Source organism: Bradyrhizobium sp. BR13661, assembly GCF_029892425.1.
In the GTDB taxonomy this organism is placed as follows: domain Bacteria; phylum Pseudomonadota; class Alphaproteobacteria; order Rhizobiales; family Xanthobacteraceae; genus Bradyrhizobium.
Genome location: NZ_JARXWB010000027.1, coordinates 94,510 through 111,087 on the forward strand (window position 1 = coordinate 94,510; position 16,578 = coordinate 111,087).

A 16,578-nucleotide genomic window follows, 5' to 3' on the forward strand; every position below is an offset into this window, starting at 1 on the left:
TGCCAAATCGAGGGCTGACACGGCAGGTTCGAGTGGCTATATCACGGCGGCCCGGCACGTCCGGGCTTTCGGCGTTTGACTGGATTTGAGACATGACGGGAACGACACGATCGAGCAAGGGACTGGACGACCGCCGCAAGCGGCTCCTGTTCCGCTGCTGGCACCGCGGCACGCGCGAGATGGACCTGATCCTCGGCCGCTTCGCGGATGCCGAGATCGGCACTCTCTCTGACGCCGAGCTGACCGAGCTCGAGGCGCTGCTCGAGGTCAACGATCCCGATCTCTATGCCGCCATCACCGGTGACAAGCTGCTGCCAGCCGATGTCACCGGCGCGCTGTTTGCCCGGATCAAGGCCTATCCGATCGCGGACGGCAACGTATGAAGCAGGGGATGAAATCTCCGGCCGAGCTGCTTTCGCCCGGCCGTGCGCTGACGCTTGCCAATGTCGCCGAGGGCGCCGAGGGCCTCGTCGTCTCGGATCTGGCGCGTGCTATCGCGGCGCGGCCGAAAAAGCCGGCTGTCAGCCTGGCCGTGGTGTGCCGCGACGGCGGGCGGATGCAGCAGCTCGAACGCGCGCTGCAATTCTTCGCGCCCGATCTGCCGGTGCTGACGTTTCCGGCCTGGGACTGCCAGCCCTATGACCGCGTCTCACCGCATGGCGGCATTCTGGCGCAACGCCTGACCACGCTGGCCCGGCTCGGAGCGCTCACCGGCAGCGACAAGCCGCTGATCGTGCTGACCACGGTGAACGCCGTCGTGCAGCGCGTGCCGGCGCGCGAGTTGGTCGCGGCGCAGGCGCTGTCGGTCGCGCCCGGCAATGTCGTGCCGATGGACACCATCGTCGCCTGGCTCGAGCATAACGGCTACAACCGCTCTTCCACGGTGCGCGAGCCCGGCGAGTACGCCGTGCGCGGCGGCATCCTCGACCTGTTTCCGGCCGGCCTCGAACAGCCCGTGCGCTTCGACTTCTTCGGCGACAGCCTGGAATCGATCCGCTCCTTCGACGCCGAGACCCAGCGCACGCTGCTCGACATGCGCTCGCTCGATCTGGTGCCGATCTCGGAATTCCAGCTCGTCACAGACACCATCCGACGCTTTCGCATGGGCTATGTCGCCGAGTTCGGCGCGCCCGAGCGCGACGATGCGCTCTACGAGGCGGTCAGCGAAGGCCGCCGCCATCCCGGCATGGAGCACTGGCTGCCGCTGTTCCAGGACCGGATGGACACGCTGTTCGATTATCTGCAAGGCGCCGCCGTCGCGATCGAGCCGCAGGCCGAGGACGCCGTCCGCGAACGCTTCAAGCAGATCCAGGATTATTACGAGGCCCGCCGCGATGCGATGGAGCATCCCGGTGGCGGCGCCATTTACAAGCCGTTGCCACCGGACCGGCTCTATCTGACAGAGGACGAGTGGAGCAAGCGCGAACGCGACATGTCGCTGATCCGGCTGACGGCGTTCTCCGTGCCGACCGACGGCACCAGCGTTGTCGACGCTGGCGCCCGTAAGGGCCGCGATTTCGCGCCTGAACGCAACGACAGCACGGTCAATGTGTTCGAATCCGTCGTCAGCCACGTCATGGCGCTGCAGGCGAGCCGCAAGAAGGTCGTGATCGCGCTGTGGAGCGAGGGCTCGCGCGACCGCATGACGTCCATGCTGCGCGATCACAAGCTGACCCACACCACCAGCGTCAATGCCTGGCGGACGGTGCAGGCGACCCCGCGCAACGAGACCATGCTCGCCGTGCTTGGTCTCGAGAGCGGTTTCGAGACCGACGAGATCGCTGTCATCAGCGAGCAGGACATTCTGGGCGATCGCCTGGTTCGCCCGCGCAAGGCGAGCCGCAAGCTCGACAATTTCATCTCGGAGGTGACGAGCCTCACGGCGGGCGACATCGTCGTTCACGTCGATCACGGCATCGGCCGCTTCATCGGCCTGCAGACGCTGGACGTCGCCGGCGCGCCGCATGACTGTCTCGAGCTGCATTACGCCGCCGAGACAAAATTGTTCCTGCCGGTCGAAAATATCGAGCTGTTGTCGCGCTACGGCTCCGACCAGACCACGGTCGAGCTCGATCGTCTCGGCGGCTCCGGCTGGCAGACCCGCAAGGCCAAGCTGAAGAACCGCATCCGCGAGATTGCGGGCGAGCTGATCAAGATCGCCGCCGCGCGCCATTTGCACGAGGCGCCCAAGCTGCCGGTACAGCCAGGCCTTTACGATGAGTTTTGCGCACGCTTCCCCTATGACGAGACCGAGGACCAGCTCGGCGCCATCGAGTCCACGCTGAAGGACCTCGAGCTCGGCCGTCCCATGGACCGGCTGATCTGCGGCGACGTCGGCTTCGGCAAGACCGAGGTGGCGCTGCGTGCGGCCTTCGCCGTTGCGCTCGAAGGCAAGCAGGTTGCGGTCGTGGTGCCGACCACGCTTCTAGCGCGTCAGCATGCCAAAACCTTCACCGAGCGCTTCAAGGGCTTTCCTGTGAACGTGGCGCAGGCCTCGCGCCTGGTCGCGACCAAGGAGCTGAACCTGGTCAAGAAGGGCCTCGCCGACGGTTCGGTCGATATCGTCGTCGGCACCCACGCGCTGCTCGGCAAGGCCATCAAGTTCCGCGATCTCGGCCTCGTTATCGTCGACGAGGAGCAGCATTTCGGCGTCACCCACAAGGAGCGGCTGAAGGCGCTGCGCTCCGAGGTGCACGTGCTGACGCTGTCGGCAACCCCGATCCCGCGCACGCTGCAGCTGGCGCTGACCGGCGTCCGCGAGCTCTCGATCATTGCCTCTCCCCCGGTCGACCGCCTTGCGGTGCGCACCTTCGTCGCCCCGCATGATCCCTTGATGATCCGCGAGGCGCTGCTGCGCGAGCGCTATCGCGGCGGCCAGGCGTTCTACGTGGTGCCGCGCATCGACGACCTCGCCGAGGTCAAGGATTTCCTCGACAAGAATGTGCCGGAGATGAAGATCGCCGTCGCGCACGGCCAGATGCCGCCCGCCGTGATCGAGGACATCATGACCGCGTTCTACGACGGCAAATTCGACATCCTGCTGTCGACCACGATCGTGGAATCCGGCCTCGACATTCCCAACGCCAACACGCTGATCGTGCACCGCGCCGACATGTTCGGCCTTGCCCAGCTCTACCAGCTGCGCGGGCGTGTCGGCCGTTCCAAGCTGCGGGCCTATGCGCTGTTCACGCTGCCGGCACAGCAGAAGATCACGGCGCAGGCCGAACGGCGCCTCACCGTGCTGCAATCGCTGGAGACGCTGGGCGCAGGCTTCCAGCTCGCTTCGCACGACCTTGATATCAGAGGCGCCGGCAATCTGCTCGGCGAGGAGCAGTCGGGCCACATCAAGGAAGTCGGCTTCGAGCTCTACCAGTCGATGCTGGAAGAGGCGATCGTCAACCTCAAGGCCGGCGTGTCCGAGCCCGCCGCCGACCGCTGGTCGCCGACCATCACCATCGGCATGCCCGTGCTCATTCCTGATGATTACGTCGGCGATCTTTCGGTGCGGCTGTCGCTGTACCGGCGTCTCGCCGATCTCGACAGCGAAGAGGAGATCGAGAACTTTGGCGCCGAGATGCGCGATCGTTTCGGCGTGCTGCCCGACGAGGTGCGCTATCTCTTCAAGGTTGCTGCCATCAAGGCGTTCTGCCGCCAGGCCAATGTCGAGAAGATCGATGCCGGTCCGAAGGGCGCCGTCATCACCTTCCGCGACAATTCTTTCGCCTATCCCGATCGCCTGGTGTCGTTCATCAAGAGCTACGGCCAGGCCGCCAAGGTGCGGCCCGACATGAAGGTGGTGTTCCTGCAGGACTGGGAGACGCCGGAAGAGCGCCTTGTTGGCACCACGGAGATCATGCGGCAATTGGCGCAGCTCGCTCAGAAAAAAAAGGCGGCGTAGTCCGTAGTATTGCGGAGGCGGCGCAGCGCGATACCGCTTTGCCCTGCCACAGTCTGAAAAGCGACATGCGGACACTTGCGGAATGACCAACCAGCCGCCAGATTCCGAATTTGCTAACTGAGTCCTGCGTACCGTATCCGTCGATCCGCGACTGGTTTACCGGCCGCGGGTTTTTTATACCGGTTGCGGGGTGGCCCGCACGTCGAAACAGCTGAGGTCGTGCGCGTGTCCATCAATACCGGTTCGGGCCAGAAGTCAGAGCGCGACCACGACGATGTCATGTATCCGCAGGTCCTGCCGTTCGTCTTGATCCACGTGGGATGCGTTGCTGCGGTCTGGTCTGGCGTCACGTGGCAGGCGGTTGCGACGTGCGCCGCGTTGTATTGGTTGCGCATGTTCGGGATCACCGGCGGATATCATCGGTACTTCTCGCATCGATCCTACGCAACGAGCCGGGTGTTCCAGTTCATCCTGGCCTTCCTTGCCCAGAGCAGCGCTCAGAAGAGCGTTCTTTGGTGGGCTGCCAAGCACCGCCACCATCATCTTCACTCGGACACAGTGCAGGATGTGCATTCACCCCGGCACAAGGGTTTCGTGTACAGCCATGTCGGCTGGATCTTTTACCGGCAGCACGATGCGACCGACCTGGTGAAAGTCGCTGATCTGGCGTCTTATCCCGAGTTGATGTGGCTGCACCGGCTGGAGCTGTTGCCGCCGATCGTGCTCGCGGGTCTATGCTTCCTGGTTGCGGGCTGGTCGGGGCTCGTGGTCGGATTTCTCTGGAGCACCGTTCTTCTCTATCACGCCACGTTCTGCATCAACTCGCTCGCCCATGGTCACGGGCGCAAGCGCTATGTGACCGGTGATGACTCCCGCAACAACTGGCTGCTGGCCCTGCTGACGATGGGCGAGGGATGGCACAACAACCATCACGCCTACCAGGCGAGCGTGCGACAGGGCTTCCACTGGTACGAGATTGATCTCACTTATTACGTTCTGGTGGCCTTGTCCTGGTTCGGGATTGTGCGGGATCTGAAGATGCCGCCCGAGCAGGTTCTGCGCAATGAGCATCGGCTGGGATCACGCGTGGTCAAGCAGGCGGCCGAGCAGCTCGCCGCTCGCTTCAATCCCGAGCACATCGCGCATGCGATCAGGGCGTCGATCCACGAGACCGAATTGTCGGTGCGGGACACGCTCCATCAGTTGCAGCACCGGGCAGATCTTCGCCTGTCCAGCATGCCGACCCGCGATCAGTTGTTGGCCGAAGCGCAGCGCATGTTCGCCAAGACCATATCCCTGGACGACATCGTCGACCGCGCCTACGAACTCTTGAATGACTCCGTCGGTTTTCTCCTGGCCGCGCCCGCTCTGGCGACCCACGCGAAATCCAAGGGTCGCGTTTAGCGCGCAGTTATTTCTCCCGGAGGCGTCGCGAACGGATGGCTAGGACGCTGCCCGCGAGGCATCCGCCGACAGCCGCCCCAGCAGCGACCGTGCCGTATCCGACGGCGACAGCGAATCCACTGATACCACGGGGTCGCTGCGCATCTCATGCTTGCCGTTCGAGGTGTGCCTCATCACTGCGGACAAACGCCGCGCGATCATATGCGCCGTTCGGAAATCCGTCTCGGCGAACACCACGATCACCGAGCCGTCCTTCTGCGCGGCGCCAAAGTCCATCTGCCGCATCAGGCGGCTGAGAATGCGCGCGGCATCGAGCTGCGCGCGGGGATTACCGGGGTCGAAGGCGAAGCGCGCGACCGACAGGCCGCCGCCGCGGGCGAGCGTCTGCTCCACGGCCTTGGAAAAATCGCGGGCGAAGGCTTCCACCGTGAGCAGGCCGCTGCGCGGATCGAGCCAGCCGCCGGCGTCGATCGAGCGCAGCGTGCGGCTGAGTTGCGCTTCCATCGCGTGCTGGCGGATCAAGGGTAGCGCGTTCGCCGCGACCTTGGCGGGCTCGCCTGCGATCAGCTCGAGATTGGGCAGGTCGTAGCTCTGGGTGAGCTGGTGCGCGGTGACGACCACGGGCAGGTTGCGGAAGCGGGTGTCCTCGGCGAGCACCGTAAGGAAGGCATCGGTGACGCGGGGTGTAAAACCGTCGGAGAGCACGACGCCGTCGATGTCGCGGGTGTTGAGATGTTTTGCCGCTGCCTCGATCGAAAGCGCGCCGACGACGCCGGTGCGCTCGCCGAGTTTGACGGACAGCGCAGGGTAGGCGGCGCCGCGACCGATCAGGAGCACGATGGCATCGCGCACCGGATCGCTCTCCGGCAGCGCGACCTTTACCTCCGGCAGACGGCGCAGCACGGTGGCATGCAGCGTGCGGACGCGGATGGCGGCGCGCAGGCGCGCGATCAGGCGTTCGGCGGAATCGCCGCGCATTGAGAACGGCAGTGCGTTGTGAGGCAGTGAGCTCTGCGCATCGAGCGCGACCAGCGGCAGGTAAAGCGGCTGATCGGCGATCTTCTTTGCGAGGAGCGGCATATGCTGCTCGTGTCCGCTGGACATCGCGGCAAGCACGGCCGCCGGCTGCACCTCTTCGACGGCGCGCGCGGCGCTCGCCCAATCGCTGTCGACGACCGGGAAGAGACGGGCCTCGTCAAACGCCGCGATGAAGGCGGGGCGTTCGGCATTGGATACAAACAGGATCGGGCCCGCCTGGGACATTCAACGACTCTGATCACGCAATCGATGCTCGCAATCTAGTCTCGCCGCCTTAATGCAGCGTCAATGCTTCAGGCAAAACTGTGCCTAGGCCGGCCCGCTGCGGTCCCGAAAAGCCTCGACCATCAGGGGGTTAAGGCCGAGTTCGCTGAGCGCCTCGCGGGCGCGGGCGTTGTCCTGGGCCCGGCCTGCCAGCCGATGGCCCGAGAGCCGGTCGGGCAAGGCGGTAAGCAGCGCGCCCTGGCCGAGCCGCCGCGCCCATTCCTGCAGGTCGTTGGAGAGGAAGCGGTAGCCACCCACGGCCATGATGCCTGATGGCGGTGCGGTGATACAGATGGCGCCGCTGGCGCGGTCGATCCGTGCGGCATAGCCGGTGTCGACATAGTCGCGCGGCGGCTGCGCCGTCAGCGTCTCGCCGACCGGCTGCGGCGGCGCGTAGGCTGCGATTGGCACCATCGGGCCGCGCAGGCCCAGCGTGCCCTTAGGGGTCAGCAGGATATCGCCTGCGATCGAGGAGCCGGATTGCTCGCGGGGCGCGCCGTGTGGCCCGGGCATCACCGCGACCGGAACGCCGTCCTCGCCGCGCCGGGCGCCGAACAGGCCGGCCTCGCCGAACAGATAGACGTCCGTCAACGGCGCATGCGGCGCGATCCAGGCTTCGCTCGCCGCCACCTGCTCCGGCGCACGCCAGAGCCCGATGACGTTGCGCAAGGTCGGCATCCGCGCCGCCAGACCGGAATCGCCGAGCCGCAGAGCAAGCTGCGCCGGTGCGATCAGCACGTCGCATGCGTGCTCGTTGATCTGCTGCTCCAGCACCTCGCTCTCGAACGGATGATGCAGCGCCAGCGTGCCGCCGCAGAGCAGCCACACCGCCAGCGAGGAAGCGAGGCCTGCGAACGACATCGGCGCGAACGCGGCCATCACGGTCGCGCCCTGCTGGATGTCGGCTTCCAGCGACATCGCCAGCCCGCCCGCGATCAGGCTGAAATGCGGCCGCGGCACTGGGCGAAAACCCTCGGCCGTGACGTCGAAGGAGATCATCGCCGCCTTGCGGCCGTCCTGGATCACGGCGCGCGTGGCGCCGGGTGGGCGCGCCAGCACCTCGTCGAGCGAGGCCATGCCCTCGGGCAGATCGGCCCCAAAGCCGAAGACATGGCGGATCGAGAACGCCTCGGCGGCTGCATGCATGGCAAGATCGGCATAGCTGACGCTGTCGACCTTGCTCATGGTGACGATCGCGCGCGCCGCGGTACGATTGAGCGCAGCCGCAAGTTCGGCCTGCCGCCACAGCAGCGGCAGCACCGCGACCACGAGGCCGGCGCGATGGGCGGCGAGTACCGTCAGCACGAACTCGACCGTCGCCGGCAGCTGGATCGCGATCACTGAATTGGCCGGCAGGCCCGATTCGACGAAATGCGCCGACAGTGCCTCGATGGCGGTGTCGACCTCGGCGTAAGTCATCCGCCGCGGCTGGTGGCCGGTGACGCGGGATTTGTTGAGGGGGTCGAGCAGGGCGGCTGCGTGCGGCTGCCGCATCAGCGTCCGCTGGAACAGCGTGTCGAGCGTCGGCGATACGGCTGGCTGGTTCACGGCGTCACTTCGCTGGACTGGCTTGAGGCTCACCCTTCGACCACCAGGTCTCCGGCAGGTAGCCGGACAGCGCGGTGGTCGATGGTCGTTCTATCCGATTCCACCGCGCGATCCATTGCTCGGATACGTTAAACAGGGGGATTGTGTAGAAGCCGGCGATCAGGGAACGGTCCAGCGCCCGCACAGCGGCGACGAAATCCGTATGATCACGGGCCTCCAGCAGCGCCTTGATCATGGCGTCGACCGCGGGGTCCTTGGCGCCCATGTAGTTGCGGGTGCCCGGACTATCCGCGGCCGCGCTCCCCCAATAGAAATACTGCTCGTTGCCGGGGGAGAGCGACTGGTCCCAGCGATTCTGGATCATGTCGAACTCGTAGGCCAGCCGACGCTGGTCGAACTGCACGGGATCGACGGAGCGCACGCTCGGCTCGATGCCGGCGCGTTTGAGGTCGCGCTGGAAGGCGAGCGCAATGCGCTCCTGGTCGCGGGTCGTCACCAGCATTTCGAAGGTGAAGGGCGCCTTGGTCACGCGGTTGCGCAGCACGGTGCCGTCGAGATCGTAGCCGGCATCCGACAACAGCTTCAGCGCCGCGCGCAGCGTGTTGCGATCACGCCCCGAGCCGTCGGTGACGGGCAGCCGGTAGCTGCCATCCATGATGTATTCAGGGATCTGGGCAGCAAACGGTTTGAGCAGCTCGCGCTCGCGCGCATCTGCGGGGCGCGCATAGGCCGACAGGTCGGAGCCCGCAAAGTAACCGGCGACGCGCGAATAGAGCGAGAAGAAATAGTTGCGGTTGACCAGCTCGAAGTCGAACAGCAGCGTCAGCGCCTGGCGCACGCGGATGTCGGCGAATACAGGACGCCTGGTGTTGAACACCAGGAATTCCGAAGGCTGGGGCGTGCCGGGCTTGAAAGTGTCGCGGATCACCTCGCCGCTTCTGGCGGCCGGAAAATCGTAGCCATCGTGCCAGCGCAACGGCTCGTTCTCGACGCGGAAATCATAGAGGCCGCGCTTGAAGGCTTCGAACTGGCCGTTGGCCTCGCGATAATAGTCCAGCCGGATCTCGTCGAAATTGAACAGCCCGCGATTAACAGGAAGATCGCGGCCCCAATAATCGGGATTGCGCGAGAGCGTCACGCTGGCACCGGGCTTCACCGCCGTGACGCGGTAGGGACCCGAGGCGATCGGCGCCGATAGCGTCGTCTCCTCGAAGGTCGCGACGTCGACCGCGTGCTTCGGCAGGATCGGCATCAGGCCGAGGATCAGCGGCAGCTCGCGGTCATTGGCGCCTGCGAGATCGAAGCGGACGGTGAGGGGATCGGGCGCTTCGGCCTTGGCGACCTTGGCGTAATATTGCCGGAGGTTGGGTCGGCCATGGTCTCGCAACAGCTGCCAGGAGAACAGCACGTCCTCGGCCTGGACGGGCTTGCCGTCGGAGAAGCGGGCGCGGGGATCGATGCGGAACGTGACGTAGCTCCGCTCCGCATCGGTCTCGACGGTCTTGGCGAGCAGCCCGTAGAGCGTAAACGGCTCGTCCTGGCCGCGTGCCAGCAGGCTCTCGACCACGTAGGCGCGGATTGGCTGCACGGCCAACCCCTTCACGATGAACGGATTGAGGCTGTCGAACGTGCCGAGGAGGCCCCAGGTCAGCCGGCCGCCCTTGGGGGCGTCCGGATTGGCGTAGGGCATGTGGGTGAAATCGGCCGGCATCGCCGGCTTGCCGTGCATCGCGATGGCATGCGCTTCCTCGGCTCGACTACCACTCGTCCACAGGCAGAGGGTGAAGGTCGTGAAGGCGAACGCGAGACTGCAAAGGCGGACAAGGCTGCTGACGCTTGGGCCCTCGCGCAGGCGCTGGAACATGAACATTCGGACACGTTGATTCGAGGGCCGCCTGGGTCCGAAGCCTATCACAGGGATTTCACCGGGCCCCCGCCTGGATGCAGTCAAAGACACTTGTCGGCATTGATCTTTTCGTCGGCCACGTTAAGAAGGCACGCAATCGCGCAACAGCGCCGAGCCCGTCACTTATCTGCCTCAATTGACGGGGAGAGAGCCGCACCCAAGGCGGCTTGTTCGGCGTGTCGGAGCGGTTCGGGCACTTCCCGTTCAGAAAGGGTTTTCTGCAATGAATTTCCGTTATTTGGCCGCGTCCGTCCGGCCGCGCGGGCGAGTTCTCGCCCTGTTGACGGCGACGGCATTGGCCATTCCGTTTGCCGCCGAAGCCCAGACTCCCGCACCGGCTCCGGGCGCCCCCAAGGCTGCCCCGAAGGCCGCGCCGAAGGCTGCTCCCAAGGCTCCGGCTCCGGCCGCGCCGGCTCCCCAGGCCCAGCAGGCTCCTCCGGCCCAGCAGGGTGCGCCGGCTGCGCCGGGCGCTCAGCCCGCGGATCAGCAGATCCAGCTGATCTACGCCCCCTGGACCAAGTTCTGCCTCAAGGGCCAGGACGCCAATGCCAAGCAGGTGTGCTTCACCGGCAAGGATGGTCGCATCGAATCAGGCCAGCCGGTCATCGCCGCTGTCATCATCGAGCCGGAAGGCGAGCCGAAGAAGATCCTGCGCGTGACGCTGCCGCTCGGCATGCAGCTCGTGCACGGCACCCGCATCATCGTCGACAACAACGCGCCGCTGCAGAGCCCGTATGTGATCTGCTTCCAGAACGGCTGCATGTCGGACTACGAGGCGACGGCCGAGCTCATCGCCAACCTGAAGAAGGGCCAGAACCTCGTGGTTCAGGCGATCAACGCCAACGGCCAGCCGCTGACCCTGCCGCTGCCGCTCGCCGGCGAATTCCAGAAGGCCTATGACGGTCCGCCGACCGATCCGAAGGTTTTCGAGGAAACCCAGAAGAAGCTGCAGGAAGAGCTGCAGAAGAAGGCCGACGAGCAGCGCAAGAAGCTGGAGCAGCAGGGTGGTGCGCCCGGCGCAGCTCCGGCCCCCCAGAAGTAATCGGGTTCAAATACCAACATGGAAAAGGCGCCCGATCGGGCGCCTTTTTTGCTGGCCGCTTGGTAGCGACGAAAAACGTGGAGCCGGAACGGATCGCCTAATTAGTTCAGCGAGGGATTGCGCGGGCGGTAACCGCCATCCTTGTTCTTGATGAAGATCTCGGCCACCTGGGAATGCCGGATCGGCTCGCCGGACTCGTCGGGCAAGAGGTTCTGCTCGGAGACATAGGCGACGTACTCGGACTCCGCGTTTTCCGCGAGCAGATGGTAGAACGGCTGATCCTTGTGGGGCCGCACCTCTTCGGGGATCGACAGCCACCACTCCTCGGTGTTGTTGAATTCCGGATCGATGTCGAAGATCACCCCCCGGAACGAGAAGATCCGGTGGCGCACGACCTGTCCGATCTGGAATTTGGCTGTCCGCGCTTTAATCATCCTTCGTCGATAGACCAGGATTGTGGCCGATGCTAGTGGCCTGAATTCGGAATTAACCTGCCGTTAAGGGGCGGATAGCCCCCAAGCCTTCAGAAAACGCTTTATCAATGGCCGATATCCTCAATCTGGCGCTACCTTATTTTGGCTTGATCTTCGTCGGATTCGCCTGCGGAAAGGCCAAGTCCCTGCCGGAATCGGGCCTCGCCTGGATGAACTTCTTCCTGCTCTACGTGTCGCTGCCGGCGCTGCTGTTTGCAATCATGTCGAAGACGCCGTTCTCGGAGCTGAACAACCCGCCATTCCTGGTCGCGACCACGCTGTCGACGATGGCGGCGTTCACGATCGCCCTGGTGGCCGGCAAGGTGCTTGGCGGGCTGACGCTGCGTGAAGCGACGCTCGCGGGCCTCTCCGGCGGCTATGGCAATATCGGCTATATGGGGCCGGGGCTGGCGCTCGCCGTGCTCGGGTCAAAGGCGGCAGCGCCGACCGCGCTGATCTTCTGCTGCGACAGCATCTTCCTGTTCACGATCGTGCCCCTCCTGATCGAGCTGTCAGACCGCGACCATCCCTCGATCGCGCACGCCTTCGGCGTGGTGCTGAAACAGATCGTGCTCAACCCGCTGATCATGTCGGCCTGCTTTGGCGCGGCCGTGGCCGCGCTGCATATCGAGCTGCCAGTCGCGCTCGACCGCACAATCACTTTCCTCCAGAACGCGGCGGCGCCGACCGCGCTGTTCGTGCTCGGCGTGACCGTGGCACTGCGCCCGTTTGATCGCGTACCCTGGGAAGTGCCTGGTGTGATCGCGGTGAAGCTGCTGATCCACCCGCTCGCGGCGTTTGCCCTGATGCTGGCGTTCGGTCCGTTCGCACAGCCCTGGGCCGCGACCGCCATCCTGATGGCCTCGCTGCCGCCGGCGCTCAACGTGTTCGTGATCGCGCGGCAAAACGATGCCTGGATCGAATCCGCATCCGTTGCCGTGCTGCTCGGCACGTTCGCGTCGGTGGTCACGCTGACCAGCGTGATGTGGCTGCTGCAGACGGGGCGGCTGGTGTTTCCGTAGAGGCTACCTGAGCCAAAATTATCTGCGCCACGTCGGCGTCAGGCCTTCGCGCATCGCGAAACGCCGGAGCGGACCAATGGCACCCAGCAGGTGCATGCCGATGGCGCGGACTGGCTGCAGCGGCAGGAAGTCGTTGAGCAGCGAGCGGTTGGCGATGTCGATCGCGAAGGTCCGGCTCAGAATGTCCGGACGCCGCGCCCGGTCATAGCGTTTGAGCACATCGTCCGCTCCGGGATCCTGGCCCGACGTAATGGCCTCGCCGGCGAGCCGGGCAATGTCCGCCGCATCCCGCAGGCCGAGGTTGAGGCCCTGGGCGCCGATCGGAGGCACCACATGGGCGGCTTCGCCGACCAGCGCGATCCGGTCGCGCGCAAAGGATTGCGGCCGTTCGATCGCCAGAGGGAACAGATTGCGACCGGGCTCGACCGTCATCCGGCCGAGGATGGAATGCGACTGCTTCTCGATGGCGGCGGAGAGTTCCTCGTCGCTTAAGGCCCGCAGCCGTTCGGCCTCGGCGGGGGCCGAAACCCAGACGATGCTGGAGCGGTTGCCGGGCAGGGGCACGAACACGCAGGGACCGTGGGCCGTATGGAACTCGGTGGAGACGTTCCGGTGCGGCCTGGTGTGGCTGACGTTGAAGGTCAGCGCCGTCTGCGTCAGGTCGCGCCGCGTCACCGCAATGCCGGCGGCCTCGCGGCACAGCGAATGCCGGCCGTCGGCCCCGACCACCAGTCGCGCGGTCAGGAATTGTCCGGAGGCCGTCCGGATCGCAACATCATCGGCCTCGATGACGACGTTCTCGGCCTCGTCGTCGAAACGGACAAGGTTGGCAAAATCAGCCGCGCGCGCTTCGAGCGCCAGCATCAGCGAGCGGTTGTCGATGTTGTAACCGAAGGCATCGAGCGCGATCTCGTGGCAGGAGAACCGGACCTCGGGACTGCGGAACAGCCGGCCGGTATCGTCGACAAGGCGCATGATTTCGAGTGCGGCCGCCTTGTCCCTGCAATGCGACCAGACGTCGAGGCTCTCCAGGAGATCGATGGAGGCTCCCAGCAGCGCGGTGGTCCTGTTATCGGCATAGGGCAGCCGCCGCGCCACCAGCGCGGTCCGCGCCCCTCGCTGTGCCAATGCGATTCCGGCGGCAAGGCCTGCCGGTCCACCGCCGATGATGGCTGCGTCAAAGATTGTGGTTGCGTCTGTCATGACAGGACATTTGACACGCCCCGCGGCAAATTCAAGCCCACCTATTTTGCCTGATTTTATGACTGATAGCGGGGCGCAATGCCGCGACGGCGGATGTGCAAACCGGTCCCATTCTGGTAGCAGGAGCCATGGATAGCCAAGAGGATTCCCTCAAGCCGAGACCCGCGATCCGTGCCGCGGCGTTTTCGGTTCACATCTTCACCGCCTTCGGCGCGGCAGTTGCGCTGCTGGCCATGATGGAGGCCGTGCGCGAGCACTGGGCGGCGATGTTCGGATGGCTGGGCGTTGCCTTGATCATCGACGCCATCGACGGGCCGATTGCGCGTCTGCTCGATGTCAAGACCGTGCAGCCGAACTGGTCGGGCGATGTGCTCGATCTCGTGGTCGACTTCGTCACCTATGTCTTTGTGCCGGCCTATGCGATCGTGGCGAGCGGGCTGCTGCTGCCGGTCGCAGCGCCCTTGCTCGGGATCGCCATCATCGTCACCAGCGCATTGTACTTCGCCGATCTGCGCATGAAAGCGGACGACAATCATTTTCGCGGCTTTCCGGCGCTGTGGAATGCGGCGGCGTTCTATCTGTTCCTGCTGCACTGGCCGCCGCTGTCGTCGACGCTGCTGGTCGCGGCGCTGGTGGTGCTGACCTTCGTTCCGTTCCATGTGCTGCACCCGGTACGCGTCGTGCGGCTGCGCTGGCTGACGATGTCGCTGATCGTCGTGTGGGGCGTGCTCGCCTTCTATGCGCTGGAGATGGATTTCCGTGCGGGCACCGGCGTCACCGTCGCGCTCTGCGCGATCGCGCTCTGGATCGCCTTCAGCGACGCATTGATCCGCCTGGCAAGGTCCTTCGCATGATGCATCTGTTGACCAGCCCCGAGGCCTGGGCTGCGCTGCTCACCTTGACCTCGCTCGAGATCGTGCTCGGCATCGACAACGTCATCTTCCTGTCGGTGATCGTCTCGCGGATCCCCGAACCGCAGGCCAGTCGCGCCCGTCAGATCGGGCTGGCGCTGGCGCTGGTCTTTCGCATCATCCTGCTCAGCGTGCTGGTCTGGCTGATCGGCCTGTCCGCGCCGGTGTTTTCGTTCGGTGGTTACGATTTCTCGTGGCGTGACCTCATCCTGATCGGCGGCGGCCTGTTCCTGATCGCCAAGGCGACGCATGAGATCCACGCCGAGGTCGAGCCCGATCACGACAAGGGCAAGCAGCAATCCGGCGGCAGTGCCTTCTTCTGGGTGATCGCCCAGATCATCGTCATCGACATCGTGTTCTCGCTGGACTCGATCATCACCGCGATCGGCATGGCGCAGGACCTCGAGATCATGATCGCGGCGGTCGTGATCGCCTGCGTGATCATGTACATTTCCTCCGGACCGGTTGCGCGATTCGTCGCGGAGCATCCGACCACCAAAATGCTGGCACTGGCATTTCTGGTGCTGATCGGCGTCGCCCTCGTTGCGGATGGATTCAAATTCCACATCCCGCGCGGCTACATCTATTTCGCAATTGCGTTCTCGGCAGCGGTGGAATTCTTCAACGTGCTGGCCAAGCGCAATCGCAAGAAGGCCGACAAGCGGTAATCGTTCCAACCTGGGTCGAGTTGACAAGGCAGGCGCGATGTCTTTCGCTGGCGGATGCGAAGAGGAGGTCAGGCAATGACCAAAGCCGTCCGTGTGCACAAGGTCGGAGGCCCCGAGGCCCTGGTCTATGAGAGCGTCGAGCTGCCGGCGCCCGGACCCGGCGAGGTGCGCATTCGCCAGCACGCGGTCGGCCTGAACTTCATCGACGTCTATTACCGCACCGGTCTCTACAAGGCGCCGGGTCTGCCGTTCATCGCGGGCAACGAGGCCTCGGGCGAGGTCGTCGCGGTCGGGCCGGGCGTGACCAATTTCCATCCCGGCGACCGCGTGGCCTATTATCACAACCTCGGCGCGTATGCGAGCGAGCGCAACATCCCCTGGGAGAAGCTGGTCAAGCTGCCCGACCACATCACCCACGAGCAGGGCGCGGTGCTGATGCTGAAGGGCCTGACGGTCTGGTATCTGCTGCACAAGACCTTCAAGGTCGAGCCGCATCATCGCGTGCTGATCCATGCGGCCGCCGGCGGCATCGGCCTCTTGGCCTGCCAATGGGCGAGGGCGCTAGGGGCCCACGTCATCGGCACCGTCGGCTCGCGGGAGAAGGCCGAGCTCGCGGAGGCCAATGGCTGCGACCACGTCATCCTCTACAACGAGGAAGACTTCGTCGCGCGCGTCAAGCAGATCAGCCGCAACGAGGGCTGCGACGTCGTCTATGACGGCGTCGGCAAATCGACCTTCCCAGGCTCGCTGTCGTGCCTGAAGCCGCGCGGCATGTTCGTTTCTTTCGGTAACGCGTCAGGGCCCGTGCCGCCGTTCTCGATCGCCGAGCTGAACAATCACGGCTCGCTATTTGCGACCCGGCCCAAGCTCAACGACTATGTCGGCACGCGCAAGGAGCTGCTCGAAGGCGCCGACACGCTGTTCTCCGCCGTCATCAACGGCAAGCTCCACGTGCCGATCAACCATGCCTATGCGCTCAAGGATGCCGCGAAGGCCCACATCGACCTCGAGAGCCGGAAGACGACAGGCGCGTCGATCTTGAAGCCGTAGATTTTTCGTCGTCGTCCTCTCCCGTGTCCCGGACAAGCGCAGCGAAGCGGAGCGCAGATCCGGCAACTGTTATGTCGATGGGGCGATCATATAAGGTTTTCGGTCGCGCATCATTGCGTTGAGCACGGTTAGAAGCTTCCTGGCGACGGCA

General features: G+C 64.9%; 13 protein-coding genes. 8 read left to right on the plus strand and 5 right to left on the minus strand.

Annotated elements, in window-relative coordinates; all coding sequences use genetic code 11:
• The first annotated feature begins 92 nt into the window (after positions 1-92).
• From M2427_RS32445 to M2427_RS32455, 3 genes are all read left to right on the plus strand, one after another.
• Entirely contained in the window at positions 93-383 is a 291-nt protein-coding gene (locus M2427_RS32445; RefSeq protein WP_280710881.1) for a succinate dehydrogenase assembly factor 2, read from the plus strand.
• Positions 380-3,898 carry a transcription-repair coupling factor gene (mfd, locus tag M2427_RS32450; protein ID WP_280710882.1) on the plus strand — a complete coding sequence of 1,173 codons (3,519 nt, stop codon included), beginning with the start codon at positions 380-382 and terminating at the stop codon, positions 3,896-3,898. The genes M2427_RS32445 and mfd overlap by 4 nt, the downstream gene beginning before the upstream one ends.
• Positions 3,899-4,177: 279 nt before the next feature.
• Positions 4,178-5,302 (plus strand): acyl-CoA desaturase, encoded by a 1,125-nt coding sequence (locus tag M2427_RS32455; protein ID WP_280710895.1) that lies wholly within the window; start codon positions 4,178-4,180, stop codon positions 5,300-5,302.
• A gap of 39 nt (positions 5,303-5,341) precedes the next feature.
• Here M2427_RS32455 and M2427_RS32460 read toward each other — a convergent pair whose 3' ends face one another.
• From M2427_RS32460 to M2427_RS32470, 3 genes are all read right to left on the minus strand, one after another.
• Positions 5,342-6,565: a GGDEF domain-containing protein gene (locus tag M2427_RS32460; RefSeq protein WP_280710883.1), complete on the minus strand. Its 1,224-nt coding sequence runs from the start codon at positions 6,563-6,565 to the stop codon at positions 5,342-5,344.
• Positions 6,566-6,649: 84 nt separating this feature from the next.
• Positions 6,650-8,152: a class I adenylate-forming enzyme family protein gene (locus tag M2427_RS32465; RefSeq protein ID WP_280710884.1), complete on the minus strand. Its 1,503-nt coding sequence runs from the start codon at positions 8,150-8,152 to the stop codon at positions 6,650-6,652.
• A 4-nt stretch (positions 8,153-8,156) separates the two neighbouring features.
• Positions 8,157-10,022 carry an extracellular solute-binding protein gene (locus M2427_RS32470; protein ID WP_280710885.1) on the minus strand — a complete coding sequence of 622 codons (1,866 nt, stop codon included), beginning with the start codon at positions 10,020-10,022 and terminating at the stop codon, positions 8,157-8,159.
• Between the two features lie 259 nt (positions 10,023-10,281).
• On the opposite strand from M2427_RS32470, the gene M2427_RS32475 reads away from it, so the two are divergent.
• The gene (locus M2427_RS32475; protein WP_280710886.1) at positions 10,282-11,100 is read left to right on the plus strand and encodes an invasion associated locus B family protein; all 819 of its coding nucleotides are present in this window, start codon (positions 10,282-10,284) and stop codon (positions 11,098-11,100) included.
• A 101-nt stretch (positions 11,101-11,201) separates the two neighbouring features.
• On the opposite strand, the gene hspQ is transcribed toward M2427_RS32475, so the two are convergent.
• On the minus strand, positions 11,202-11,534 hold the full coding sequence (hspQ, locus tag M2427_RS32480; protein ID WP_018317973.1) for a heat shock protein HspQ: 333 nt from the start codon (positions 11,532-11,534) through the stop codon (positions 11,202-11,204).
• Between the two features lie 107 nt (positions 11,535-11,641).
• Between hspQ and M2427_RS32485 the strand changes: the two genes are divergently transcribed.
• Positions 11,642-12,595: an AEC family transporter gene (locus M2427_RS32485; protein ID WP_280710887.1), complete on the plus strand. Its 954-nt coding sequence runs from the start codon at positions 11,642-11,644 to the stop codon at positions 12,593-12,595.
• Positions 12,596-12,613: 18 nt separating this feature from the next.
• Here the strand turns inward: M2427_RS32485 and M2427_RS32490 are convergent, their stop codons facing one another.
• Positions 12,614-13,798, minus strand: coding sequence for a UbiH/UbiF family hydroxylase (locus tag M2427_RS32490; RefSeq protein WP_280710888.1), 1,185 nt, complete (start codon positions 13,796-13,798; stop codon positions 12,614-12,616).
• 128 nt (positions 13,799-13,926) lie between these two features.
• Between M2427_RS32490 and pcsA the strand changes: the two genes are divergently transcribed.
• From pcsA to M2427_RS32505, 3 genes are all read left to right on the plus strand, one after another.
• Positions 13,927-14,652, plus strand: coding sequence for a phosphatidylcholine synthase (gene pcsA, locus M2427_RS32495; protein ID WP_280710889.1), 726 nt, complete (start codon positions 13,927-13,929; stop codon positions 14,650-14,652).
• Entirely contained in the window at positions 14,649-15,377 is a 729-nt protein-coding gene (locus tag M2427_RS32500; RefSeq protein WP_280710890.1) for a TerC family protein, read from the plus strand. The genes pcsA and M2427_RS32500 overlap by 4 nt, the downstream gene beginning before the upstream one ends.
• 75 nt (positions 15,378-15,452) lie before the next feature.
• The gene (locus M2427_RS32505; RefSeq protein WP_280710891.1) at positions 15,453-16,427 is read left to right on the plus strand and encodes a quinone oxidoreductase; all 975 of its coding nucleotides are present in this window, start codon (positions 15,453-15,455) and stop codon (positions 16,425-16,427) included.
• Positions 16,428-16,578 lie beyond the last annotated feature (151 nt).

Excerpts from the sequence above, each read along its gene's own strand:
- M2427_RS32445 (WP_280710881.1), top strand. The coding sequence starts at position 93 with ATGACGGGAACGACACGATCGAGCAAGGGACTGGACGACCGCCGCAAG.
- mfd (WP_280710882.1), top strand. The coding sequence starts at position 380 with ATGAAGCAGGGGATGAAATCTCCGGCCGAGCTGCTTTCGCCCGGCCGT.
- M2427_RS32455 (WP_280710895.1), top strand. The coding sequence starts at position 4,178 with ATGTATCCGCAGGTCCTGCCGTTCGTCTTGATCCACGTGGGATGCGTT.
- M2427_RS32460 (WP_280710883.1), bottom strand. The coding sequence starts at position 6,565 with ATGTCCCAGGCGGGCCCGATCCTGTTTGTATCCAATGCCGAACGCCCC.
- M2427_RS32470 (WP_280710885.1), bottom strand. The coding sequence starts at position 10,022 with ATGTTCATGTTCCAGCGCCTGCGCGAGGGCCCAAGCGTCAGCAGCCTT.
- M2427_RS32475 (WP_280710886.1), top strand. The coding sequence starts at position 10,282 with ATGAATTTCCGTTATTTGGCCGCGTCCGTCCGGCCGCGCGGGCGAGTT.
- hspQ (WP_018317973.1), bottom strand. The coding sequence starts at position 11,534 with ATGATTAAAGCGCGGACAGCCAAATTCCAGATCGGACAGGTCGTGCGC.
- M2427_RS32485 (WP_280710887.1), top strand. The coding sequence starts at position 11,642 with ATGGCCGATATCCTCAATCTGGCGCTACCTTATTTTGGCTTGATCTTC.
- M2427_RS32490 (WP_280710888.1), bottom strand. The coding sequence starts at position 13,798 with ATGACAGACGCAACCACAATCTTTGACGCAGCCATCATCGGCGGTGGA.
- pcsA (WP_280710889.1), top strand. The coding sequence starts at position 13,927 with ATGGATAGCCAAGAGGATTCCCTCAAGCCGAGACCCGCGATCCGTGCC.
- M2427_RS32500 (WP_280710890.1), top strand. The coding sequence starts at position 14,649 with ATGATGCATCTGTTGACCAGCCCCGAGGCCTGGGCTGCGCTGCTCACC.
- M2427_RS32505 (WP_280710891.1), top strand. The coding sequence starts at position 15,453 with ATGACCAAAGCCGTCCGTGTGCACAAGGTCGGAGGCCCCGAGGCCCTG.